Origin of the sequence: Streptomyces zhaozhouensis (genome assembly GCF_900230195.1) — a bacterium.
In the GTDB taxonomy this organism is placed as follows: domain Bacteria; phylum Actinomycetota; class Actinomycetes; order Streptomycetales; family Streptomycetaceae; genus Streptomyces; species Streptomyces zhaozhouensis.
The window spans coordinates 60,662-81,114 of sequence record NZ_OCNE01000015.1 but is presented as its reverse complement, the minus strand read 5'-3'; the positions used below and the strand labels follow the sequence as shown (position 1 = coordinate 81,114).

16 protein-coding genes are annotated in these 20,453 nt (G+C 71.6%); 3 read left to right on the top strand and 13 right to left on the bottom strand.

Features of this window, described 5'->3' with window-relative positions; genetic code table 11:
• Positions 1-20 precede the first annotated feature (20 nt).
• From CRP51_RS29660 to CRP51_RS19945, 5 genes are all read right to left on the bottom strand, one after another.
• Positions 21-890: a carbohydrate ABC transporter permease gene (locus CRP51_RS29660; protein ID WP_097232643.1), complete on the bottom strand. Its 870-nt coding sequence runs from the start codon at positions 888-890 to the stop codon at positions 21-23.
• 13 nt (positions 891-903) lie between these two features.
• Positions 904-1,791, bottom strand: a complete 888-nt coding sequence (locus CRP51_RS19960; RefSeq protein ID WP_097232642.1) for a carbohydrate ABC transporter permease — start codon at positions 1,789-1,791, stop codon at positions 904-906.
• Position 1,792: 1 nt separating this feature from the next.
• A complete protein-coding gene (locus CRP51_RS19955) occupies positions 1,793-3,148 on the bottom strand; it encodes an ABC transporter substrate-binding protein (RefSeq protein ID WP_097232641.1) in 1,356 nt (451 codons plus the stop codon).
• A 98-nt stretch (positions 3,149-3,246) separates the two neighbouring features.
• Positions 3,247-4,269, bottom strand: coding sequence for a LacI family DNA-binding transcriptional regulator (locus CRP51_RS19950; protein WP_097232640.1), 1,023 nt, complete (start codon positions 4,267-4,269; stop codon positions 3,247-3,249).
• A 111-nt stretch (positions 4,270-4,380) separates the two neighbouring features.
• Positions 4,381-6,501, bottom strand: a complete 2,121-nt coding sequence (locus tag CRP51_RS19945) for a DNA gyrase/topoisomerase IV subunit B (protein WP_097232639.1) — start codon at positions 6,499-6,501, stop codon at positions 4,381-4,383.
• 435 nt (positions 6,502-6,936) lie between these two features.
• Between CRP51_RS19945 and CRP51_RS19940 the strand changes: the two genes are divergently transcribed.
• Positions 6,937-7,167 (top strand): DUF7455 domain-containing protein, encoded by a 231-nt coding sequence (locus CRP51_RS19940; protein WP_097232638.1) that lies wholly within the window; start codon positions 6,937-6,939, stop codon positions 7,165-7,167.
• Between the two features lie 218 nt (positions 7,168-7,385).
• On the opposite strand, the gene CRP51_RS19935 is transcribed toward CRP51_RS19940, so the two are convergent.
• From CRP51_RS19935 to CRP51_RS19915, 5 genes are all read right to left on the bottom strand, one after another.
• Entirely contained in the window at positions 7,386-9,011 is a 1,626-nt protein-coding gene (locus CRP51_RS19935; RefSeq protein WP_097232637.1) for an RNA polymerase sigma factor, read from the bottom strand.
• A gap of 307 nt (positions 9,012-9,318) precedes the next feature.
• Complete coding sequence (locus tag CRP51_RS19930; RefSeq protein ID WP_097232636.1) at positions 9,319-10,296, bottom strand: FadR/GntR family transcriptional regulator; 978 nt, start codon at positions 10,294-10,296, stop codon at positions 9,319-9,321.
• A 204-nt stretch (positions 10,297-10,500) separates the two neighbouring features.
• Positions 10,501-12,603, bottom strand: coding sequence for an ATP-binding cassette domain-containing protein (locus tag CRP51_RS19925; RefSeq protein WP_099459323.1), 2,103 nt, complete (start codon positions 12,601-12,603; stop codon positions 10,501-10,503).
• 145 nt (positions 12,604-12,748) lie between these two features.
• Positions 12,749-13,486 carry an NUDIX hydrolase gene (locus CRP51_RS19920; protein ID WP_097232635.1) on the bottom strand — a complete coding sequence of 246 codons (738 nt, stop codon included), beginning with the start codon at positions 13,484-13,486 and terminating at the stop codon, positions 12,749-12,751.
• 27 nt (positions 13,487-13,513) lie between these two features.
• Positions 13,514-14,668 carry a DUF4192 domain-containing protein gene (locus tag CRP51_RS19915; protein WP_097232634.1) on the bottom strand — a complete coding sequence of 385 codons (1,155 nt, stop codon included), beginning with the start codon at positions 14,666-14,668 and terminating at the stop codon, positions 13,514-13,516.
• Positions 14,669-14,810: 142 nt separating this feature from the next.
• Here CRP51_RS19915 and CRP51_RS19910 point away from each other — a divergent pair, with 142 nt between their 5' ends.
• Positions 14,811-17,012, top strand: a complete 2,202-nt coding sequence (locus CRP51_RS19910) for a RecQ family ATP-dependent DNA helicase (protein WP_097232633.1) — start codon at positions 14,811-14,813, stop codon at positions 17,010-17,012.
• 25 nt (positions 17,013-17,037) lie between these two features.
• Here CRP51_RS19910 and rnhB read toward each other — a convergent pair whose 3' ends face one another.
• The 3 genes from rnhB to CRP51_RS19895 all read right to left on the bottom strand — a co-directional run bounded on the left by rnhB (position 17,038) and on the right by CRP51_RS19895 (position 19,210).
• The gene (gene rnhB, locus CRP51_RS19905; RefSeq protein WP_097232714.1) at positions 17,038-17,742 is read right to left on the bottom strand and encodes a ribonuclease HII; all 705 of its coding nucleotides are present in this window, start codon (positions 17,740-17,742) and stop codon (positions 17,038-17,040) included.
• A gap of 13 nt (positions 17,743-17,755) precedes the next feature.
• The gene (locus CRP51_RS19900) at positions 17,756-18,421 is read right to left on the bottom strand and encodes a histidine phosphatase family protein (RefSeq protein ID WP_097232632.1); all 666 of its coding nucleotides are present in this window, start codon (positions 18,419-18,421) and stop codon (positions 17,756-17,758) included.
• Between the two features lie 180 nt (positions 18,422-18,601).
• A complete protein-coding gene (locus tag CRP51_RS19895) occupies positions 18,602-19,210 on the bottom strand; it encodes a YdbC family protein (protein WP_097232631.1) in 609 nt (202 codons plus the stop codon).
• Positions 19,211-19,550: 340 nt separating this feature from the next.
• Between CRP51_RS19895 and CRP51_RS19890 the strand changes: the two genes are divergently transcribed.
• Entirely contained in the window at positions 19,551-20,078 is a 528-nt protein-coding gene (locus CRP51_RS19890; RefSeq protein WP_097232630.1) for a TerD family protein, read from the top strand.
• The last annotated feature ends 375 nt before the right edge of the window (positions 20,079-20,453 follow it).

The following is a 20,453-nucleotide window of genomic DNA, read 5'->3' as shown; positions in this document are numbered from 1 at the left end:
TGAGGTGTCCTTTCGCGTGGTCAGCCCTTGAGGCTGCCCGCCGTGAGACCGGCGAGGATGTGGCGCTGGAAGACGAGGAAGACCACCACGAGCGGGATGCTCGCCAGCACCATTCCGGCGATCAGCATGTTGAGCGAGGTGGTGTCGGCGATGCGCTGGAAATAGACGGTGATCGGTTGTTTGGCCGGGTCGGGCAGCACCACCATCGGCCAGAGGAAGTCCCGCCACAGGGCGGTGATGGAGAGAATGGAGACCACCGCGATGATCGGCCGTGAAAGCGGCAGGATGACGCGCCACATGGTGGCGAGGGCCCCCGCGCCGTCGATGCGCGCGGCGTCGAGGATCTCGCCCGGTATCTGGTCGAAGAAGTTCTTCAGCACATAGATGTTGAACGCGTTGGCCGCCGCCGGCAGCCAGACCGCCGCCGGGTTGTTGACCAGGTTCAGGCCGAGGAACGGCACGTCGGTGACGGTCAGATAGGTCGGGATCAGCAGCGCGGTGGCCGGCACCATGAGCGTGAGCAGCATCATCCCGAGCACCACCCGGCCGAAGCGCGGCCTGAGCTTGGAGAGCGCGTAGGCGGCCGGCAGCTGGATCGCGAGCCCGAGCAGCCAGGCCCCGCCGATCAGCACCACCGTGTTCCCGAAGTAGCGGGCCAGCTCCAGTCGGTCCCAGGTGTCCGCGTAGTTTCCCGGGTGCCATTCCTCGGGAATGTAGGTCGGCGGGTTCCTGGCCACCTCGGCGGAACTCTTCAGACCTCCGGTCACCATCCAGTACAGCGGAAGGATGAAAGCCACGGTGAAAAGGACCAGCGCGAGGACGAGAAGCGACCAGTAGACGAAACGGCCGCGAGGCGTTCTCAACACCGCGGGGCGTACCAGAGTGCGCATCGGAAAGCCTCCCTCACTTCTGTTGGCCGCGGGTGACCCGCAGATAGGCGGCGGAGAAGACGGCGAGCACCACCAGCAGCAACAGACTCATGGCGCTCGCGGCGCCGAAGTCGTTGTAGACGAAGGCGTAGCGGTAGATGAGCAGCATCACCGTGACCGTCGAGTCCTCGGGCCCACCGCCGGTCATCACGAACGGTTCGGTGAAGACCTGCATGGTCGCGATCACCTGAAGGAGCAGCAGCATCAGGATCACGAACCGCGTCTGCGGCACGGTCACGTGCCAGATCCGCCGCCAGATCCCGGCGCCGTCCAGCTCGGCCGCCTCGTACAGCTCGCCCGGGATGGTCTGGAGCGCCGCCAGGTAGATCAGCGTGGCGGTACCGAGATTGGCCCAGGTGGAGGCGATGACCAGCGAGATCAGCGCGGTGGACGAGGAGTTGGTCCACTCCGGGGTGGGCAGGCCCGCCGTGCCCAGCACCTCGTTGATCAGTCCGCCCTCGGGCTGGTAGAACCACCGCCACATCAGCGCGACGACCACGGGCGGCAGCATCACGGGCAGATAGACCAGCACCCGGAAGTAGGCCCTGGCGTGGCGGAACTCGTTGATCAGCAGGGCCGTCACGAACGGCACGCCGAACCCCAGCAGCAGCGCGTACAGCGTGAACAGCGCGCTGTTGCGCCAGGCGGTGGCGAAGAGCGGGTCGTCCAGGAGGCGGCGGAAGTTCTCCAGGCCGACCCAGCTCGACCCCCGGACGAAGTTCACCTCCTGGAAGCTCAGCACGATGTTGCGGACCGCCGGGTACCAGGCGAAGACGGCGAAGACGACGAGCGCGGCGCACAGGAAGCCGTAGGCGGTGACGTGTTCGCCCAGTCGCCGCCGCCTGGCCGTGGGCGTGCTCATCTCAGGAGCCGTAGACGCGGTTGACGTCGTCCTCGGCGCGGTCCAGCAGGCCCCGGATGTCCGCGCCCTCGTCCGTCAGCACGCCCTGCATCACGTTGTCGAGGATCGCGTAGACCTCCTGGGCCCTCGGCGGCTCGATCCGCCCCTCGACGGTGGGCGCCCCCTCCATGAACGGCCGCACGTTCTCGACCGGCACGTTGGCGTGCCGCTCCTTGAGCGCCTCGACGCTCTCGCGTATCTCGCCCTCGACCCAGATGTCCGGGGTGGGCGGTGTCGGCAGGCCGACGGGGAGTTCGTCGGCGGCGGCCTCCTCGATCCGGCGCTCCACGGCGTCCGGGTTGACGAAGCGCCACTGGAGCCAGGTCAGGGCCGCCTCGATCTGCTCGTCCGAGGCGCCCGCGTTGATCATGTACCCCTCGCCGCCGAGCAGGGTGCCCCGGCCGTCGGGCACGGGGGCCAGACCCAGGTCCTCGTAGTCGCCGTCGTACTGCCGCACCAGGGTGGGCAGGTTGTCGGGCGCGCCCAGGTACATGCCGAGCTGGCCGGCGCCCATCTGCACCATGACGTCCTCGCAGGAGCGCATCTGGTCGCTGCCCATGGAGTCGTCCTCCCAGCGCATGGCGCGCAGGTTCTCCAGCAGTCGGACGGTCTCGGGGGTGTGGAACGCCGCGCGCCAGCCCTCCCCGTCGCGCTCGGCGACCCCGCCGCCGGTGGAGTAGATCTCGGCGGTCAGGTGCCAGCCGCCGGTGTTCTCGGTGGCGCACTCGCCGTACCCGGTCACCCCGCCGCCGAGCGCGGCGATCGCGGCGGACGCCTCCCGCACCTCCTCCCAGGTGGTGGGCGGGGCGTCGGGGTCGAGGCCGGCGCGCTCGAAGAGGCCCCGGTGGTAGAGCAGCCCCATCGAGTAGTTGGCGGTCGGCACGCCGTACTGCCGCCCCTCCTCGTCCTGGAACACCTCGTGGAGTTCCGGTCGCACCTGGTCGAGGTGGGGGACGTCGTCGAGATGGTCGGTGAGGTCGGCGGCGTAGCCCTGCTCGATGATGCCGGCCGGGTCGGTGAGATAGACGTAGAAGACGTCCTCCAGGTCACCGCCGGCGACCCTGGTGTGGAAGGTCTCCGGGTCCATGAAGCCCTCGTGCGGGACCAGGTCGATCTCGGGGTGCTCCTCCTCGAAGAGCGCGATCTCCGCCTCGAACACCCGCAGTTCCCGCTCGTCGGTGCCGGGCGGCTGGCCGTTGATGTGCAGGGTGACGCGTCCGTCGTCGCCCCCGTCGCCGTCGGACGAGCAGGCGGCCAGCGTGAGGGCGAGGACGGCGGTCGTGGCCAGACAGCGTCGGGTGCGGGCGCGACGTTTCATCGGATGACCCCTTCGTGGGCACGGTCCTGAAGTGCCGCACACTCAACCACCGTTGACAGGGTCGCGCAATATTCTGCGCTCAGATTGCAAAAACTCGACTACTCCTCGCGCGGCCGCCCCGGCGCCTGCCCCGTCGACTCCCGCACGACCAGCTCCGGCTCGAAGAGCAGCTCGTCGGCCCCGACCTCCCGCCCCCCGAACTGCGCCGCCAGCACCTCGACGGCCGCGCGGCCCATCGCCTCGATCGGCTGGCGCACGGTGCTCAACGGCGGGCTGACGCTGGTCATCAGCGCCGAGTCGTCGAAGCCCACCACCGACAGGTCGTCCGGCACCGTCAGGCCCCGACGCCGCGCCGCCCTGATCGCGCCCAGCGCGATCACGTCGCTGGCGCAGATCACCCCGGTGACGCCGCGCTCCAGCAACGTCGCGGTCGCCGCCTGGCCGCCCTCCAGCGTGTACATCGCGCGCGCCACCCGCTCCGGCGGCAGCTCACCCCCGCCGGCCTCGACGACGGCCCGCGCGGCGGCCAGCTTGCGCTGCGAGGGGACATGGTCCTCCGGCCCCAGCACCAGCCCGATCCGCTCGTGCCCGAGCGAGGCCAGATGACGCCACGCCTGCTCCACGGCGACCGCGTCGTCGCAGGAGACCCGGGGGAAGCCGAGACCGGGCACCGACGCGTTCATCAGGACGACGGGCAGCCGCCGCTCGGCCAGCAGCCGGTAGTGGTCGTGCGACGCGTCGGCCTGCGCGTAGTGCCCGCCGGCGAAGACGACACCGGAGACCTGCTGTTGGAGCAGCAGGTCCACGTAGTCCGTCTCCTGGACGCCGCCCGGCGTCTGGGTGCACAGCACCGGCACCAGACCGCGCTGCGCCAGCACCCCGCCGAGCACCTCGGCGAACGCGGGGAAGATCGGGTTCTGCAGCTCGGGCAGGATCAGGCCGACCAACCGGCCGCGCTCGCCGCGCAGCTGGGTGGGGCGCTCGTAGCCGAGCACGTCGAGGGCGGTGAGCACGGCCTGCCGGGTGGCGTCGGAGACCCCCGGCTTGCCGTTGAGGACACGGCTGACCGTGGCCTCGCTCACTCCCACCTTCTGCGCTACCTGAGCAAGTCGTCGCGTCATATGCGCAAGGCTAACGCAAAATAGCGCAATAAAATTGCGGGGCCTTCGCACCCGCCGGCCGCCCGGCGTCGCCCCGGGCGGCCCGCCCCGGCCGCCGGGCCCGGGGCTCGCTCAGGTGTCGATCCGCGACCTGTCCAACGTGGCCGCCGAGGACGCGATGAACTCCCGGCGCGGCGCCACCTCGTTGCCCATCAGCAGGCTGAACGCCTCCTCGGCCGCCTCCAGGTCGCCGATGTTGATCCGCCGCAGGGTCCGCTTGCGCGGGTCCATGGTGGTCTCGGCCAGCTGGTCCGCGTCCATCTCACCCAGCCCCTTGTAGCGCTGGATCGACTCCTTGTAGCGGATGCCGCGACGCTCGAAGTCCAGCAGCGTCTGCCGGAGTTCGTTGTCCGAGTAGGTGTAGTGGTACTTCTCCTGGCCGCGCTTGGGGTTGGACAGCTCGATCCGGTGCAGCGGTGGCACGGCCGAGAAGACCCGGCCCTGCTCGACCATCGGCCGCATGTATCTCTGGAAGAGCGTCAGCAGCAGGCAGCGGATGTGCGCGCCGTCGACGTCCGCGTCGGCGAGGAAGATCACCCGCCCGTAGCGCGCCTGGTCGATGTCGAAGGTCCGCCCGGAACCGGCTCCTATCACCTGGATGATCGCGCCGCACTCGGCGTTCTTCAGCATGTCCGAGACGGACGACTTCTGCACGTTGAGGATCTTGCCCCGGATCGGCAGCAGCGCCTGGAACTCGCTGTTCCTCGCGAGCTTGGCCGTGCCCAGCGCGCTGTCCCCCTCGACGATGAACAGCTCGCTGCGCTCCACCTCGTCGCTGCGGCAGTCGGCGAGCTTGGCGGGCAGCGCGGAGGACTCGAGCGCGGTCTTCCGGCGCTGGGCCTCCTTGTGCTGCCGGGCGGCGATCCGGGTCCTGGCGGCCGCCACGACCTTCTCCAGCACCGCGCGGGACTGCTGCTTGTCGTCACGCTTCGTGGAGGTCAGGAACGCCTTCAGCTCCTTGGCCACCACCTGCGCCACGATCCGGGTGGCCGCCGAGGTACCGAGGACCTCCTTGGTCTGCCCCTCGAACTGCGGCTCCGCGAGCCGGACGGTCACGACGGCGGTGAGCCCCTCCAGCACGTCGTCCTTGGCCACGTCGTCCTCGGCCACCCGCAGCAGCTTCGCCGACCGCAGCACCTCGTTGACCGTGCCGCGCAGCGCACGCTCGAAGCCGGCGACGTGGGTTCCCCCCTTGGGGGTGGCGATGATGTTGACGAAGGACCGCACCGTCGACTCGTACCCGGTGCCCCAGCGCAGCGCCACGTCGACGTCCAGCTCGCGGCGGACCTCGGTCGGGATCATGTGCCCGCGGTCGTCCAGGACCGGCACGGTCTCCTTGAACGTTCCGGAACCGCGCAGTCGCAACACGTCACAGATCGGCCGATCGGCGGCCAGATACTCGCAGAACTCGCTGATCCCCCCGTCGTAGTGGAACACCTCCGTGGAGTGCTCGGCGCCGTCGATCTCCCGCTGGTCGCTCACCGAGATGGTCAGCCCCGGCACCAGGAAGGCGGTCTGGCGGGCGCGGTTGTGCAGGTTCTCCAGGGAGAGCCTGGCGTCCTTGAGGAAGATCTGGCGGTCCGCCCAGTAGCGCACCCGGGTGCCGGTGCGCGCCCTGGAGGCCTTCTTGCGGCTGACCCGCAGCCCGCTGGCCGGCTCGAACGGGGCGTCCGGGCCCGACTCGGTGAAGATCCCGGGGGTGCCCCGGCGGAAGCTGGTGGAGTGGGTCTTCGAGCCCCGGTCGACCTCGACGTCCAGCCGCGCGGAGAGCGCGTTGACGACGGAGGCGCCCACACCGTGCAGGCCCCCGGAGGCGGCGTAGGAGCCGCCTCCGAACTTCCCGCCGGCGTGCAGCTTGGTCATGACCACCTCGACGCCGGAGAGGCCCGTCTTGGGCTCCACGTCGACGGGGATGCCGCGCCCGTTGTCCCTGACCTCGACGGAGCCGTCGGCGTGCAGCAGCACCTCGATCCGGTCGCAGTGGCCGCCCAGGGCCTCGTCGACCGAGTTGTCGATGATCTCCCAGAGGCAGTGCATCAGCCCGCGGCTGTCGGTGGAGCCGATGTACATGCCGGGGCGCTTGCGGACCGCCTCAAGACCCTCCAGAACCAACAGGTGACGCGCGGTGTAGTTGCCCCCCGGATCAGCCCCGGTCAGCAGTGCGGTGGACGGCACGGACGTGTCGGCGGTCACGCGGGTTCGCTCCTCGCTGAATTCTGAGATGTGGCGGAGTACCGCTCAGAGGGTACCGAGGCCATAGGAGAGGGTTGTGCGGCTCCCCGGGAAGATCAGGGTAGCCCACAATCGTTCGCATGTTCGATCGAGCTGGGAGGGTGACGTGTACATCATGTTTCCTTCGGGGCATGAACCCTCTAGGCTCCGGGCACGTCCTCCAGAACGAATACCGACATCCGGATACGTCGAGGTAGCCGGGAACAAAAGGGCGCGACAACGCGTATTAGCAAGCGAAGACAAGCACCACAGCAATACGGCACATTCGCCGCCACCGGGCAGCGTCCGGTCACCTCGCACGGAGCCTCCGTTCGAGAAGCCGCGAGCGGGAACGTTCTCGGCCTGGTTGGATGTTGTCCCTGGTACGACAGCTCGTCGAGCTAGAGAAGAGGCGACGTGACTACTGTTCTGACCCCCGCGACCCCGCTGACCGCCGGGGACCGCTGCGACCGCTGCGGCGCCCAGGCGTACCTGCGTGTGGTCCTCCTCAGCGGCGGAGAGCTGCTTTTCTGCGCTCACCATGGCCGCAAGTTCCAGCCAGAACTCAAGAAGATCGCCGCTGAGATACAGGACGAGACGGAGAAGCTCACCGCCACCCCGGCGAGCGCTCAGGACGACGAGCGATGACATGACGTCCTGACGTCTCCACCACACCGACGGGCTCGGTCCGGCACAGCCGGACGACGGGCGGTCCTCCCCGGCCACCTGGGGGCGGCCGCCCGTTTCCGTTGGGGGCCCTCCCGGAGCTCCTGAGGCCGTCTGGAGGCGTGGCGGACGTGTGTGAGGGCCGGCACCCCGGGAAGGGTGCCGGCCCTCACACACGTCCGGCCTCGGCCGCCGCGCGCTCAGTCCAGGTAGTCGCGGAGCACCTGAGAACGCGACGGGTGCCGCAGCTTGGACATCGTCTTGGACTCGATCTGCCGGATCCGCTCCCGGGTGACGCCGTAGACCTTGCCGATCTCGTCCAGGGTCTTGGGCTGCCCGTCGGTCAGACCGAAGCGCATCGACACCACGCCGGCCTCGCGCTCACTGAGCGTGTCCAGCACGGAGTGGAGCTGCTCCTGGAGGAGCGTGAAGCTCACCGCGTCGGCGGGCACGACGGCCTCGGAGTCCTCGATCAGGTCGCCGAACTCGCTGTCCCCGTCCTCGCCGAGGGGGGTGTGCAGGGAGATCGGCTCCCGGCCGTACTTCTGGACCTCGACCACCTTCTCGGGGGTCATGTCCAGCTCCTTGGCCAGCTCCTCCGGCGTCGGCTCCCGGCCGAGGTCCTGGAGCATCTGCCGCTGCACCCGGGCCAGCTTGTTGATGACCTCGACCATGTGCACCGGGATACGGATGGTGCGGGCCTGGTCGGCCATCGCGCGGGTGATCGCCTGCCGGATCCACCAGGTGGCGTACGTGGAGAACTTGTAGCCCTTGGTGTAGTCGAACTTCTCCACCGCGCGGATCAGACCCAGGTTGCCCTCCTGGATCAGGTCCAGGAAGAGCATCCCGCGTCCGGTGTAGCGCTTGGCCAGGGAGACCACCAGACGGAGGTTGGCCTCCAGCAGGTGGTTCTTGGCGCGGCGGCCGTCCTCGGAGATGATCTCCAGCTCGCGCTGGAGCTTGGGCGCGATCTTGTCGGCGCCGGCCAGCTTGTCCTCGGCGAAGAGCCCCGCCTCGATCCGCTTGGCGAGCTCGACCTCCTGCTCGGCGTTGAGCAGGGGGACCTTGCCGATCTGCTTCAGGTAGTCCTTGACCGGGTCGGCGGTGGCACCCGCCGCGGCCACCTGCTGAGCCGGGGCGTCGTCCTCGTCGTCGTCCGAGAGGACGAAGCCCTCGTTCTCCTGCTTGGCCCCCTCAGGTCCCTCGGCGGGCGCACCGGCGCGGGCGGCGCGCTCGGCCGGCTCGTCGGTCGCGTCCTCCTCGCCCTCCAGGAACTCGTCGACCAGCTCCTTCTTGGGCTCGTCCTTCTTGCCCGCCGTCTTCTTGGCCGGAGCCTTCTTGGCGGCGGCCTTCTTGGCCGGGGCCGCCTTCTTCGCGGCGGCCTTCTTGGCGGGGGCGGCCTTCTTGGCCGGAGCCTTCCGCGCCGCCTCGGCGGCCGAGCCGTCGGCCGGGGCCTGCGGCTCGGCGACCGATTCGTCGGGAGGGGCCAGCGCGGTGGCCTTCTTGACCGGGGCCGTCTTGGCGGCGACCGTCTTCGTCGCGGTGCGCTTGGCAGTCGTCTTCGCGGCGACACTCTTCCGGGTGCGCTTGGGCGCCTCGGCGGCACTCACCATCAGCGTCACGCCCTCCTCGTCGAGGATCTGGTTGAGGCTGCGCAGAACGTTCTTCCACTGGGTTGACGGGATCTGGTCAGCCTCGAAGGCCCGGCGCACATCGTCGCCGGCGATCTGCCCCTCAGCCTTTCCCCGTTCGATGAGCGCCATCACAGAATTTGACTCGGCGATCTCTGCGGGGAGAGTACGGGAAGTGCTGGCCGACACGAACAACCTCTCGGAAACTCAGGGAACGGCTTGAGCCCGCTCGCTGGAAGCGGGGCCACGACCGACGACCGGGGCGCCGGCGGCTGTGGCGGTGGTACCGCGGACGGACGCTCCGCCCGCTGCTGCCACCTCTAGGTTCATCGCGCTGCTCCCCGAAGCGTTACGCAGCTTTCACGTGTCCCGAGTCACACCGCACGCTCGACTGTAGCGGGCCGAGGCGAATGCGTCGCCGGAGCCCAGGCCCGAGCGGGCCCGGCGACGCACGTCTCAGCGGCCCGCACCGACGCCCCACGGGCACGGACCGAGGCGTCGTTCAGTGCTCTCGGGGGGCGGGAACGACGTGGTCGGCGCCGGTGGGAGCGGTCGGCGCGGCCGGCGCCTCGGCGGAGAACGTGAGGAGTTGGCGCATCGCCGTCTCGGCGGCCGGCGGCTCCCCCGAGCCGATCGCGTCGACGATCCGCTGGTGGAGTGCGACGGAGGCGTCCGTCGGGTGCTCACATCCGGAGGCGGCGCCGCCGGAGACCTGGAGCGCGGAGGCCACGATGCCGGAGAGGTGCTCCAGCATCCGGTTACCGGCCGACTGGAGGATCAGCGCGTGGAACTCCGCGTCGGCTCGGGCGAAGGTCAACGCGTCACCCTGGGCGAGGGTGTGGGTCATGATGTCCACCATGTCGCCGAGGCGCTGCTGGACTTCGTCCCCGGTGTCGGCGGCGGCCAGCCGGGCGGCGAGCGGCTCGATGGTCAGCCGCAGCTCGCACAGCTCGCGGCGCTGGTCCTCGCGCTGCGGGCCGAAGGCGCGCCACTCGATGATGTCGGGGTCGAGGAGGTTCCAGTCGCCGACGGGGCGGACCCGGGTGCCGACGTTGGGGCGGGCGCTCACCAGGCCCTTGGCCTCCAGCACGCGCAGCGACTCGCGGACGACCGTGCGGGAGACCTCGAAGCGCTGGCCGATCTCCTCGGGGACCAGCGGGCGGTCGGCGCCGAGGTCGCCCGAGACGATCATCTGACCGAGCTGCTGGACGAGTTGACCGTGCAGGCCGCGGCCGCGGTTGCCGGCGGCGCGGCGGCCGACGCGACCCATGTCGGAGTCGCCGCCGTCCCAGGCGGGGGCGTTGGTGGTGCGGGCCGAACCGGTGGACTCGGCGTAGGAGTAGCGGTCGAACTCGCTGCGCCGTCCGGCGGGGCCGGAGTCGGCGGAGCGGGTGGCGGTCATCATGGAGTGCGCAAGGGTAGTCACGCCTCCTTTGTCGGCGGCCCCGCTGGGCACCTTGAGGTCTTTGGTGAAAAGCACACGAAAGGGTGATCGGCGACTCCCACATAATTGACGTCTAACCGGAAGGAAATGGACTGCCTCGTGCACGCCGTATCAGCGCTTCGGTCTCAGGGCACCACCTCTCACCACTGAACGCGCCCCTCCCGCACCGGCGTTCGCCAACTCCCCCGTTCCGGAAGTTGAGTTCGGCGGCTCGGCCGGACCCGGCGGCCCGGCGCCGGGTCACCTCCGGACACGGCGCAACCCGGCCAGCGCGTAACCGCAGAGCAGAACGGCCAGCGCGAGCGCCAGCGCCCACCCCACGGGCTGGGCCGCCAGCCGCACCGAGGCGGTCAGCCAACGGTCCAGCAGCGAGGCGAAGGGCAGAGTGGTCAGGGCGGTCAGGCGCTCGGGCAGCCCGTCGAGTTCGCGGCCGAGCGGGCTGTCGGGGACCATCCGCAGCGCCGGCGCCAGCGCGAGCGGAACGGCCGCGACCGCGCCCACCCCGACCACCGCGGAGCGGAAGACGCCGGCCGCCAGCAGCCCGGCCCAGGCGCACCCCACGGAGAGCGCGGCGACGCTCTCGAAGGCCGAGGGCCAGGATTCGGGGGTCGGGCTCCGGGTGCCGAGCAGCAGGGTGAGGGCGGCGGAGTTCACCGCGATCGCCGCGCCGCACAGCAGCAGGGCGGCGGCGCCGCAGACCGCCAACTTGCCCCCGAGCAGAGAGAGTCGGCGCGGCACCTGCCGGCTGGAGGGGGCCAGCGCCGGAAAGCGGAACTCCTGGCCGAAGGCCAGCGCCCCCAGCACCCCCGCCGCCGCGGCCACCGGCGGCAGCGGAAGCGGTTCGGCCCACCCGCTGAGCAGGCGCTCGGGCGAGGAGGATCCGGTCCAGGCGAGGCCGACCGCGACCGCGAGGCCGGCGAGCAGGGCCAGCGCCATGAGCCACCAGGCGGTGCCGGTGCCGGACCAGCGACGCAACTCGTAGCGGAGCGGCCAACTCGGGCCCGGTGGCGGGAGCGCCGGGAGCGCCGGAGGCAGTCCGGGACGGACGGTCACCCGGCCGCCGCGCGCGGGCGCGCCGGCCTCGGAAGGCGCGGCGCCGTCCCGCGCCCCCGGGGCGGTGGTGAGGCGCTCGCGCGCGGGCGGCGGCAGGGTGTCGACGGCCGTCCCCGTCGCGGCGTGGGACGTGGGCGCCCCGGCGCCGATGACGACGGAGGCCGGGGCCGCCGTGGGGGCGGAGGCCCCGACCCGCGAGGTCGCCACGCCGCTCTCCGCGCCCTCGGCCAGGGCGACTTCGCCCTTCCCCTCCGGGGTGGCCTCCCCGGCCGCCCCGGCCTCCCCGGCCAGCGCGGGGGTGCTCTCCGCGGTCCTCGGGACGAGGACCACGGTCGTGGTCGGCTCCTGTGCGCGCCGGGCACCGTCGCCGTCGGCCGGCCGCCCGTCGGCACGCCGCAACGGGCCCGCCGGCGCGCGGTCCCCCGCGTCGCCGATCTCGTCGGCGAGTTGGTGGACCACGATCCGGTGCTGATGGGCGATCTCGCCGACCGTGGCGAGGTCACTGCCGTACACGGAGAGCCGGTTGCCCGCCTCGCGCACCACCTCCGCCGCGGCCGTGGTCCGCAGCCGGTGCTGGAGCACGGTGGCCAACCGCTCGGCGTGGGGACTGCGCACCGCGACGCGGGGACGGAGCCGGGTCCGGCGGAAGTCCGCGATCCGCTGGTCGGCCACCAGCCGCCCGCCGTCGAGGCTCACCACCCGGTCGGCGACCCGCGCGGCCTCCATGGCGTCGGTCGCGGTCATCAGCACGGTCCCGCCCTGCTCCGCGTATCCCCTCAACAGGCCCTGCGCCCACCCCCTTTCCCGTGGCGACAGGCCGCTCTCCGGCTCGTCGAGCACCAGGGTGTGCGGGTCGCCGAGCAGCGCCGCGGCGAGCCCGAGCCTGCGGTCCATGCCGAGGGAGAACCGCCCCAGCCGCTGCCCCGCCAACCCGGTGAGCCCGACCACCTCCAGCACCTCGTCGGCGCGCCCCGCGGGCACCCCGGCGGCCGCCGCCAGCATCCGCAGATGCCCCACCGCCGAACGCCTCGGATGTCCGGGCACGTCTCCGAGGAGCGTGCCGATCTCCCGCTGGGGCTGGGGCATTCGCGACAGCGGGCGCCCCCGGAAGAGGGCGACACCGCGCCCCGGCGCCAGTTGGAGCATCAGCCGCAGGGCCGCCGACTTGCCGGCTCCCGGAGGTCCCAGCAGCACGGTGACCTCTCCGGCCCCCGCCTCGAAGGTGAGGTCGTCAACGGCGGGCGGTCTGCCCCGCCGCGACGCACTGGTGAGTCCGATGGTCTGGATCATCGATTCTCCCGTTGATTGCGCATTCTGCACCATAACGGGACATAAGGGATTACCTCGGCAACCCAGCCGGACTGTCGGCCACCCACCCCGGGACACCGCCCGGAACGTGCCCCGGAAGGCACCGCCCCGCGCCGGAGGCCCGTGCTCAGACCTCGGGACGCAGCATCGGCGGGTTCAACACGCTGGCGCCACCCGCCCTGAAGAGCTGGGCGGGGCGGCCGCCCTGCCGCGTGGTGGTACCGCCGACGGGCACCAGGAAACCGGGCGTCCCGGTCACCTTCCGGTGGAAGTTGCGCGGGTCCAGAGGCACGCCCCAGACGGCCTCATAGACCCTGCGCAACTCCCCGACCGTGAACTCCGGAGGGCAGAAGGCCGCGGCTAGGGACGAGTACTCGATCTTCGACCGCGCGCGCTCGACCCCGTCGGCGAGGATGCGCGCGTGATCGAACGCCAGCCCGTCGTCCGACTCGCCTCCGGCGCCCAACAGCTCACTGGCGGAGCGCCACTGGGCGCTGCCGGCATCTCCTCCGGCGGTGGGTGACGGCAGGTCGGGCGCCAGGACGAGGTGGGCCACACTGACCACCCGCATCCTCGGGTCGCGCCCCGGCTCCCCGTAGGTCGCCAACTGCTCCAGATGCGCCCCCGCGTGCCAACCCCCCGCGTCCTGAGCCCGGAGCCCGGTCTCCTCCGCGAGCTCGCGGGCGGCGGCGGACTCCAGATCCTCGTCGGCACGCACAAAGCCACCAGGAAGAGCCCACTGCCCCTGATAAGGGTCCTCACCACGTCGCACCAGTAGCGCGCAGAGCGCGTGACGCCTGACGGTGAGCACGACCAGATCGACGGTGACGGCGAACGACGGATACTCCGACGGGTCGTAGGGCATGTCGTGATCATAGGGGCCCCACCAGGCTCACTGGGCCCGATGCGCGGACCACTGCCTTCGCAGGCTGGCACGCAGGGGTTCGGGGTCGATCTCCTCGTTGCACGCCTGGTACAGCAGCCGGGCGAAGACGTACTCGGGGTCCAGCTCCAGCGCCCTGGCCAGGGCGACCCTGGCGCTCACGTCGTCGCCCGTCGACCAGGAGACCCAGCCGGCCAGGGTGAGCGGAGGTGCGGCGTGCGTCTCGAACGTCCCGACGCAGCGTCGCGACAGCGCCCGCCACAACCGCAGCGCGGTCTGGGCGTCTGGCCCCTCCATCCACCCGGCGGCGATGTCCCTGGTGAGCCGGTCCTGGAGCCCGACGACGAGACGGGCGGCCTCGGACGAGGTGAGCAGCGCGTCGTCCCTGGCGTCGGCCGCCGCCGGCTCGGGGTCCCTCGGGGCCGGCACCCGACGGAAGCGGTGCAGCAGCCTGTCGACCAGGTCCACCATCTCGTTCCTGACCGCGTCCTGTTCGGTGCGCGGGCCGACCATGCGCGGCGCCAGGCCGGCGACCGCCTCGTCGAACCCGCGCTCCTGTTGGACGGCCACCTCACCGTCCAACGGAATGAACCGGCGACGCATCTCCTTGAGCGAGCCCCGCACCCGGACCCCGGCGAAGGCCGCGGCCGCCGCCATGGGTGAGCTCCCGTCGCGCGGCAGGAGACTCAGCCGTTCGCCCTCGGCGCGACCGTCCGGGGCCGAGTAGGAGAGGTAGCGCTCCTGGGAGATATAGAGGGCCTCGTAGACCGGGACGTCGAGCTCGCCGCAGGCGGTGCGCACCAGCTGGGCCAGCGGACGGAGACGCTCGGCGGTCTCCGCCGGGTCGGCGCCCTCCGGCGGGTCCTGACTGAGGTACAGCACCGCCGCGTCCGGGCGGGCTCCGTGCGCCGAGCTGGCCTCCACCAGGCAGGCCGCCAACTGCCGCGCGGTCTCCGGCCAGTTCGCCGCGTCGGACGGGATGCCGGTCCTGATGCGACCTCCGAGTCGACCCTGGGCGCCGTGCAGGCCGAGGATGACGATCGAGTCGTCCGGGTGGTAACCGAGGAGGTAGGGCAGCGCGTCCGCCAGGTCGGCGGGGCCGCTGAGGATGACCCGATTGTCGGTGACGGTGAGTGGTGCGATGGATTCGCTGTGTTGAGTCATGGGTGCAGACTGCCTCCTTCCACCGACATCGTGCGTTTTTTTATCCACAGATCAGCGCGTCCATCACACAAGTCATATGTATGCCTGGTTTATCCACAAGGGTCATTCGCCAAGTCGGCGGTCATCCGCTTGCATGGATGCCATGTCCGACCAGACGACGGGGTCCACCCCGTCCGCAGAGAACGACCCACGGGGCGCGCTGCGCGACGCCGCGGACGCGGTGCTCGCCCGGCTGATCGGTGACGAGGCCGGAGCGGCGCGGCTCCGCCCCGACCAGTGGCGGGCCATCGAGGCGCTGGTCGCCGAGCGGCGCCGAGCGCTGGTGGTGCAGCGCACCGGCTGGGGCAAGTCCGCCGTCTACTTCGTGGCGACCGCCCTGCTGCGGGAGCGCGGCGCGGGGCCCACGGTGATCGTCTCCCCCCTGCTGGCCCTCATGCGCAACCAGATCGCCGCCGCCGGACGCGCCGGCATCCGGGCGCGCACGATCAACTCGGCCAACCAGGAGGAGTGGGAGACCGTCCGCGAGGAGATCTCGGCCGGCGCGGTCGACGTGCTGCTGGTCTCGCCCGAGCGCCTCAACAACCCCGACTTCCGGGACGGTGTGCTTCCGCAGCTCGCCGCGACCGCCGGTCTGCTGGTGGTGGACGAGGCGCACTGCATCTCCGACTGGGGCCACGACTTCCGGCCCGACTACCGCCGGCTGCGCACCATGCTCGGTGAGCTGCCGGCCGGGGTCCCCGTGTTGGCCACCACGGCGACGGCCAACGCCAGGGTCACCTCCGATGTCGCCGAACAGCTGGGGACGGGCGCCTCCGCCGACGACGCCCTGGTGCTGCGCGGGCCGCTCGACCGCACGAGCCTGCGGCTCTCCGTCCTGCGGCTGCCCGACGCGGCGCACCGGCTGGCCTGGCTCGACGACCACCTCCAGCGGTTCCCCGGCTCCGGGATCATCTACACGTTGACCGTCGCCGCGGCCGAGGAGGTCGCCGCCCACCTCACGGCGCGGGGCCACCGGGTGACCGCCTACACGGGACGCACGGAGCCGGCCGAGCGTGCCGCCGCCGAGGACGACCTCCTGGCCAACCGGGTCAAGGCCCTGGTCGCCACCTCCGCCCTGGGCATGGGCTTCGACAAGCCGGACCTCGGCTTCGTGATCCACCTGGGCTCGCCGTCCTCCCCCATCGCCTACTACCAACAGGTCGGCCGTGCGGGACGAGGGGTGGAGCACGCCGAGGTGCTGCTGCTGCCCGGGCCCGAGGACGAGGCGATCTGGCGGTACTTCGGCTCCCTCGCCTTCCCGCCCGAGGAGCAGGTGCGGCACACCCTCGCCGTGCTGGCGGCAGCCGACCGCCCGCTCTCCCTCCCGGCGTTGGAGGCCAGGGTCGAGCTGCGTCGCACCCGGCTGGAGACGATGCTCAAGGTGCTGGACGTGGACGGCGCCGTCCGTCGCGAGCGCGGCGGCTGGACCGCCACGGGCGCCCCCTGGCGATACGACACCGAGCGCTACGCCTGGGTGGCACGCCAGCGCGAGATCGAGCAGGAGGCCATGCGGGAGTACGCGGCCACCGGCGGCTGCAGGATGGAGCTGCTGCGCCGCACCCTCGACGACGAGGAGGCCGAGCCCTGCGGCCGCTGCGACAACTGCACCGACATGGGTTTCGACGCGCAGGTCTCCCCCGACGCCCTGGACGCGGCCAAGGGCGAGCTGTCCCGTCCCGGTGTGTCGGTCGAGCCGCGGAAGATGTGGCCCACCGGGCTGCCCGCGGCGGGGATCGACCTCAAGGGCCGCATTCCCGTGGGCGAGCAGGCGGCGGTGGGCCGGGCTCTCGGCCGGCTCTCCGACATCGGCTGGGGCGACCGGCTGCGCCCGTTGCTGAGCCCCGAGGCCATGGACGGCGCGCTGCCGGTGGACGTGCTGGACGCCGTGGTGACGGTGCTGACCGACTGGGCTCGGGGGCCTGGCGGTTGGGCCTCTGGCGAGCCGGACGCACCACGCCGGCCGGTCGGTGTCGTCTCCGTGGCCTCCAGGAGCCGGCCCCGGCTGGTGGCCTCGCTCGCCGAGGGCATCGCGCATGTCGGGCGGATGCCCCTGCTGGGCGAGGTGCGCCCCACCAGCCTCGACCGTCCGCCGGGTCCGAGCAACAGCGCGCGGCGGGTCCACGCCCTGCACGGCGCGCTGGAGTTGGGGCCGGAGCTGACCGAAGCCGTGAAGACCCATCCCGGTGCCCTGCTGCTGGTGGACGACTTCACGGAGTCCGGCTGGACCCTGGCCCTGGCGGCGCGGCTGCTGCGGGCGGCCGGCGCCGAGCAGGTGCTGCCGCTGGTTCTGGCGGTGCGGGCGTGAGTGCGGGGGCCGTGGCGGGGCGCCCTCAGAAGATGCCGAGTTGGCCGCTGTCCTCCAGGGACTCCTCGGCCATGGCGTCCCTGTGGGAGGGAAGCCTCAGATGACGCCAGCGCGGAAGTGCGTCCAGGTAGGCCCAGGAGAGCCGGTGGTGTTCGGTCGGCCCCAGCTCGGCGAGGGCCGCCCGGTGCGTGGGCGAGGGGTAGCCGGCGTTGGTCTCGAAGCCGTAGGTCGGGTGGGTGTCCGCGAGTTCGGCGACCAGAGCGTCGCGGTGCACCTTCGCGATCACCGACGCGGCCGCCACGGAGACACACGACTGATCGCCCTTGATCACCGTGCGCACCCGCCACGGCGTCCCGAGGTAGTCGTGCTTGCCGTCCAGGATGACCGCGTCCGGTCGCTCCGGCAGCGCCTCCAGGGCCCGGGTCGCCGCCAGCCGCAGGGCGGCCGTCATGCCGAGTTGGTCGATCTCGCGCGGGGAGGCGTGCCCCAGCGCGTGCTGGGTGACCCACTCGCGCAGGACCTCGGCAAGTGCCGTGCGCCTGACGGGCGTCAGCAGCTTGGAGTCGGTCAGTCCCTCCGGCGGCCGACGCAGGCCGGTGACGGCGGCGCAGACGGTGACCGGCCCGGCCCACGCTCCCCGGCCCACCTCGTCGACACCGGCGACGAGGCGGGCGCCGGTCGTGGCGCGGATCGAGCGTTCGACGCGATGGGTCGGCGGTTGGTAGGCCATGGCGGCGTCCACCCTACGCACACCAGCCGTGGAAGGGGCGGTCGGGTGTGTGCCAGCGCTCGAAGGGCCGATCCAGGTGATAGCGCCCGTCCGAGCCCAGGACCAGCTGACGGGTCTCCCCGTTGCCCGGGTTGGACAGCGACTCGAACTCGGCGACGGTCCAGTGCAGCCAGCGCATACAGAAGAGCCTCATGGTCAGCCCATGGGTCAGCAGCAGCACGTTGGGCGGATGGTCCGGCTCGTCGAAGCTGCGCCACAGGCTCTCCAGGAACGCGCCGACCCGGTCGTACACGTCCGCCCCCGACTCACCCTGCGCGAAGCGGTAGAAGAAGTGGCCGTAGGCGTCCCTGGCCCGCTTCTGCCGCTCCACGTCCGCGCGGTCCTGCCAGTTGCCCCAGTCCTGTTCCCGGAGCCTCGGCTCCTCCCGCACCCTCGTCCGCGTCGGATCGAGGGCCAACGCCCGGAAGGTCTGATGCGTACGTCGATAAGGAGACACGTAGGCGGAGACGCGCTCGTCGCCGATGGTCTCGCGCAGCTGCTCCCCCGCTGCCTCGGCCTGGCGCTGGCCCTTCTCTGTCAGCTCCAGCGCGTGGTCGGGCGTGTGCTGGTACACGGAGTCGTCGTGGTTCCCCTGCGACTCTCCGTGTCGCATGAGGATGATGCGCCGAGGCTGTGGCATGGCGCTCAGCCTAGGTCCTGTCCGGGCGATCTTCGAGAATCAGCCCGCGGCTCCCCCAGCCTCGCGGCTGGGAGGTGCCCCCATCGCTGGCGTCGCGGGCCCGAAGAAGGTCGCCCGGACAGAACACCTAGTTCGAGGGAGCGGCGGGCGCCGACTCGCACGCCGCCCGGACGGTGCGGATCACACCGTCCAGGAGGGCTCCATGTCGATCACGTCCCCCGTGATGGCGGCGATGTCGGCCCCCGTCTGCGCGCGCAGGGCCAGTCGTTCCACCCGTTCCGTGCGGTACTTGGCCCGTTCCGCGGCCGACTTCCACATCGACAGCACGAGGAACTCGCTCTCCGACTCGGCCTGGGCGAACACCCCTCGGAGCATCCCGGGAGAGCCGGCCATGGCCGGATTCCAGACCTTCTCCTGCATCAGCGCGAAGTGCTCCGCCCGCTCCTCGTGCACCCTGGTGTGCGCGACCCGCAGCAGGTCCGCGTCGTGGAAGCGGGGCTCGAAGCCCATCTTCACGTCGAAGCGGTACTCGAAGAGCCGCACACGGGCGTCCTGGAAGCTGCCCTGCTGGGTGGCCGCGAGCCGGTCGTGGGAGCGGGCCATGAAGGAGTCGTAGAGCGCACGGCTCTCCCAGAAGCTGAAAAGGTGGACCACCCCCGGCTCGGCGCGGCTCCACCCCCCGCCCTGCGCCCGAAACCCGGGCTCGCCGAGCAACCCGGCCCACTTCCGCTGCCCGCGATCAAAGCCGACCCGGTCAACCACGGCACAACGAATCCACTTGACCAGCACCGCGCCATCGTACGGCCATCCGTCGCGGAGAACGCAGGGGTTCGGCGATCACGGTCGCCGGTACCCCCGCCCCGGCGACGGCGAGGCGCGACGCGGGTACGCCCGGTGTCCGGGGTCAACGCACGCCCCGCTGACCGGCGTTTGTCCCCCATCGGGACACCGGAAGCGAATGACAGCGCGTTGACCAGGCCCGCCGGCGCGGGCGTGGACGCCCTGGCTCATCCGCGACCCAGCGTGGGCGCGCGGCGGTTAACCGCCCCGGACAGAGGTGAGAATGGCTGTGCCGGGAGGCCACGCCGTCGCCGGCGCGGCTTCATCACCCGCACGGAAGGGATGTCCGGTGAGCCCGTTCAGCAAAGGGATCGAGACGGCCGAGGTCACGCTCCGCTGGGACCCCAGCCCCGCCGACGCCCCACCCCACGACCTCGACCTGATCGCCGCGACCTTCGGGGCCGACGCGCCCCAGGGGCCGCCCGTCTATCTGGTGCACTTCGACAGCAGGTCCCCGGACGGCACCATCACCCTGACCCGGGACAGCGAGACCGGCCAGGGCTTCGGCAACGACGAGGTGCTGAAGCTGGAGCTCGACCGACTCGCCGACAGCTTCACCAGGGTGGTTGTGGGCGTCGCCATCCAACAGCGCCACGGACGCCGCGTCTTCCGGGAGATCGCCCAACCGGTCGTGAAGATCAGCGAGGGGTACACCGCGCTGGCCGAGGAGGACCTGTCCGCCGCGGCCCCGGACGCCACGGCGGCCACGGTGGCCCGCTTCGCGCGCGACGACTCGGGGAACTGGCGCTTTCAGCGAGGTGTGCGCGGCTTCGACACCGACCCCGACCAGTTCACGACGGCGATGGGCGGCGACTGACGGGCTCGCCTTGTCGGGCCGCGCCGCGAGGGCGCCCCTGCCGGCCAAGTGCCCGTTGCGGAAGTGTCCGTTGCGCAAGTCCCCGTCGCGGGACCTGCGCAGGGGCCCCGGCCTGGCTGCCGGGTCGCCAAGTCGACAGAGCACCTCCACGACATGACGCCTCCGCGACATGGCCCCTCCCCCACCCGGCGACGTACTCGCCCAGGCGGAGCAGGTCCCGGCATCCGCCTACTCGTCTCTCCGAGGCGTGCGCCGCCAGGGGCAGAACCGGCGGGGAAGCGGGCCGAGGGTCCTACGCGACGAGCCTGTCCACCGTCGCCGGGAGGGCGGAGCGGGCACGAGTGGCCGGGAGGACGGGGCCGGAACGGCGGGAAG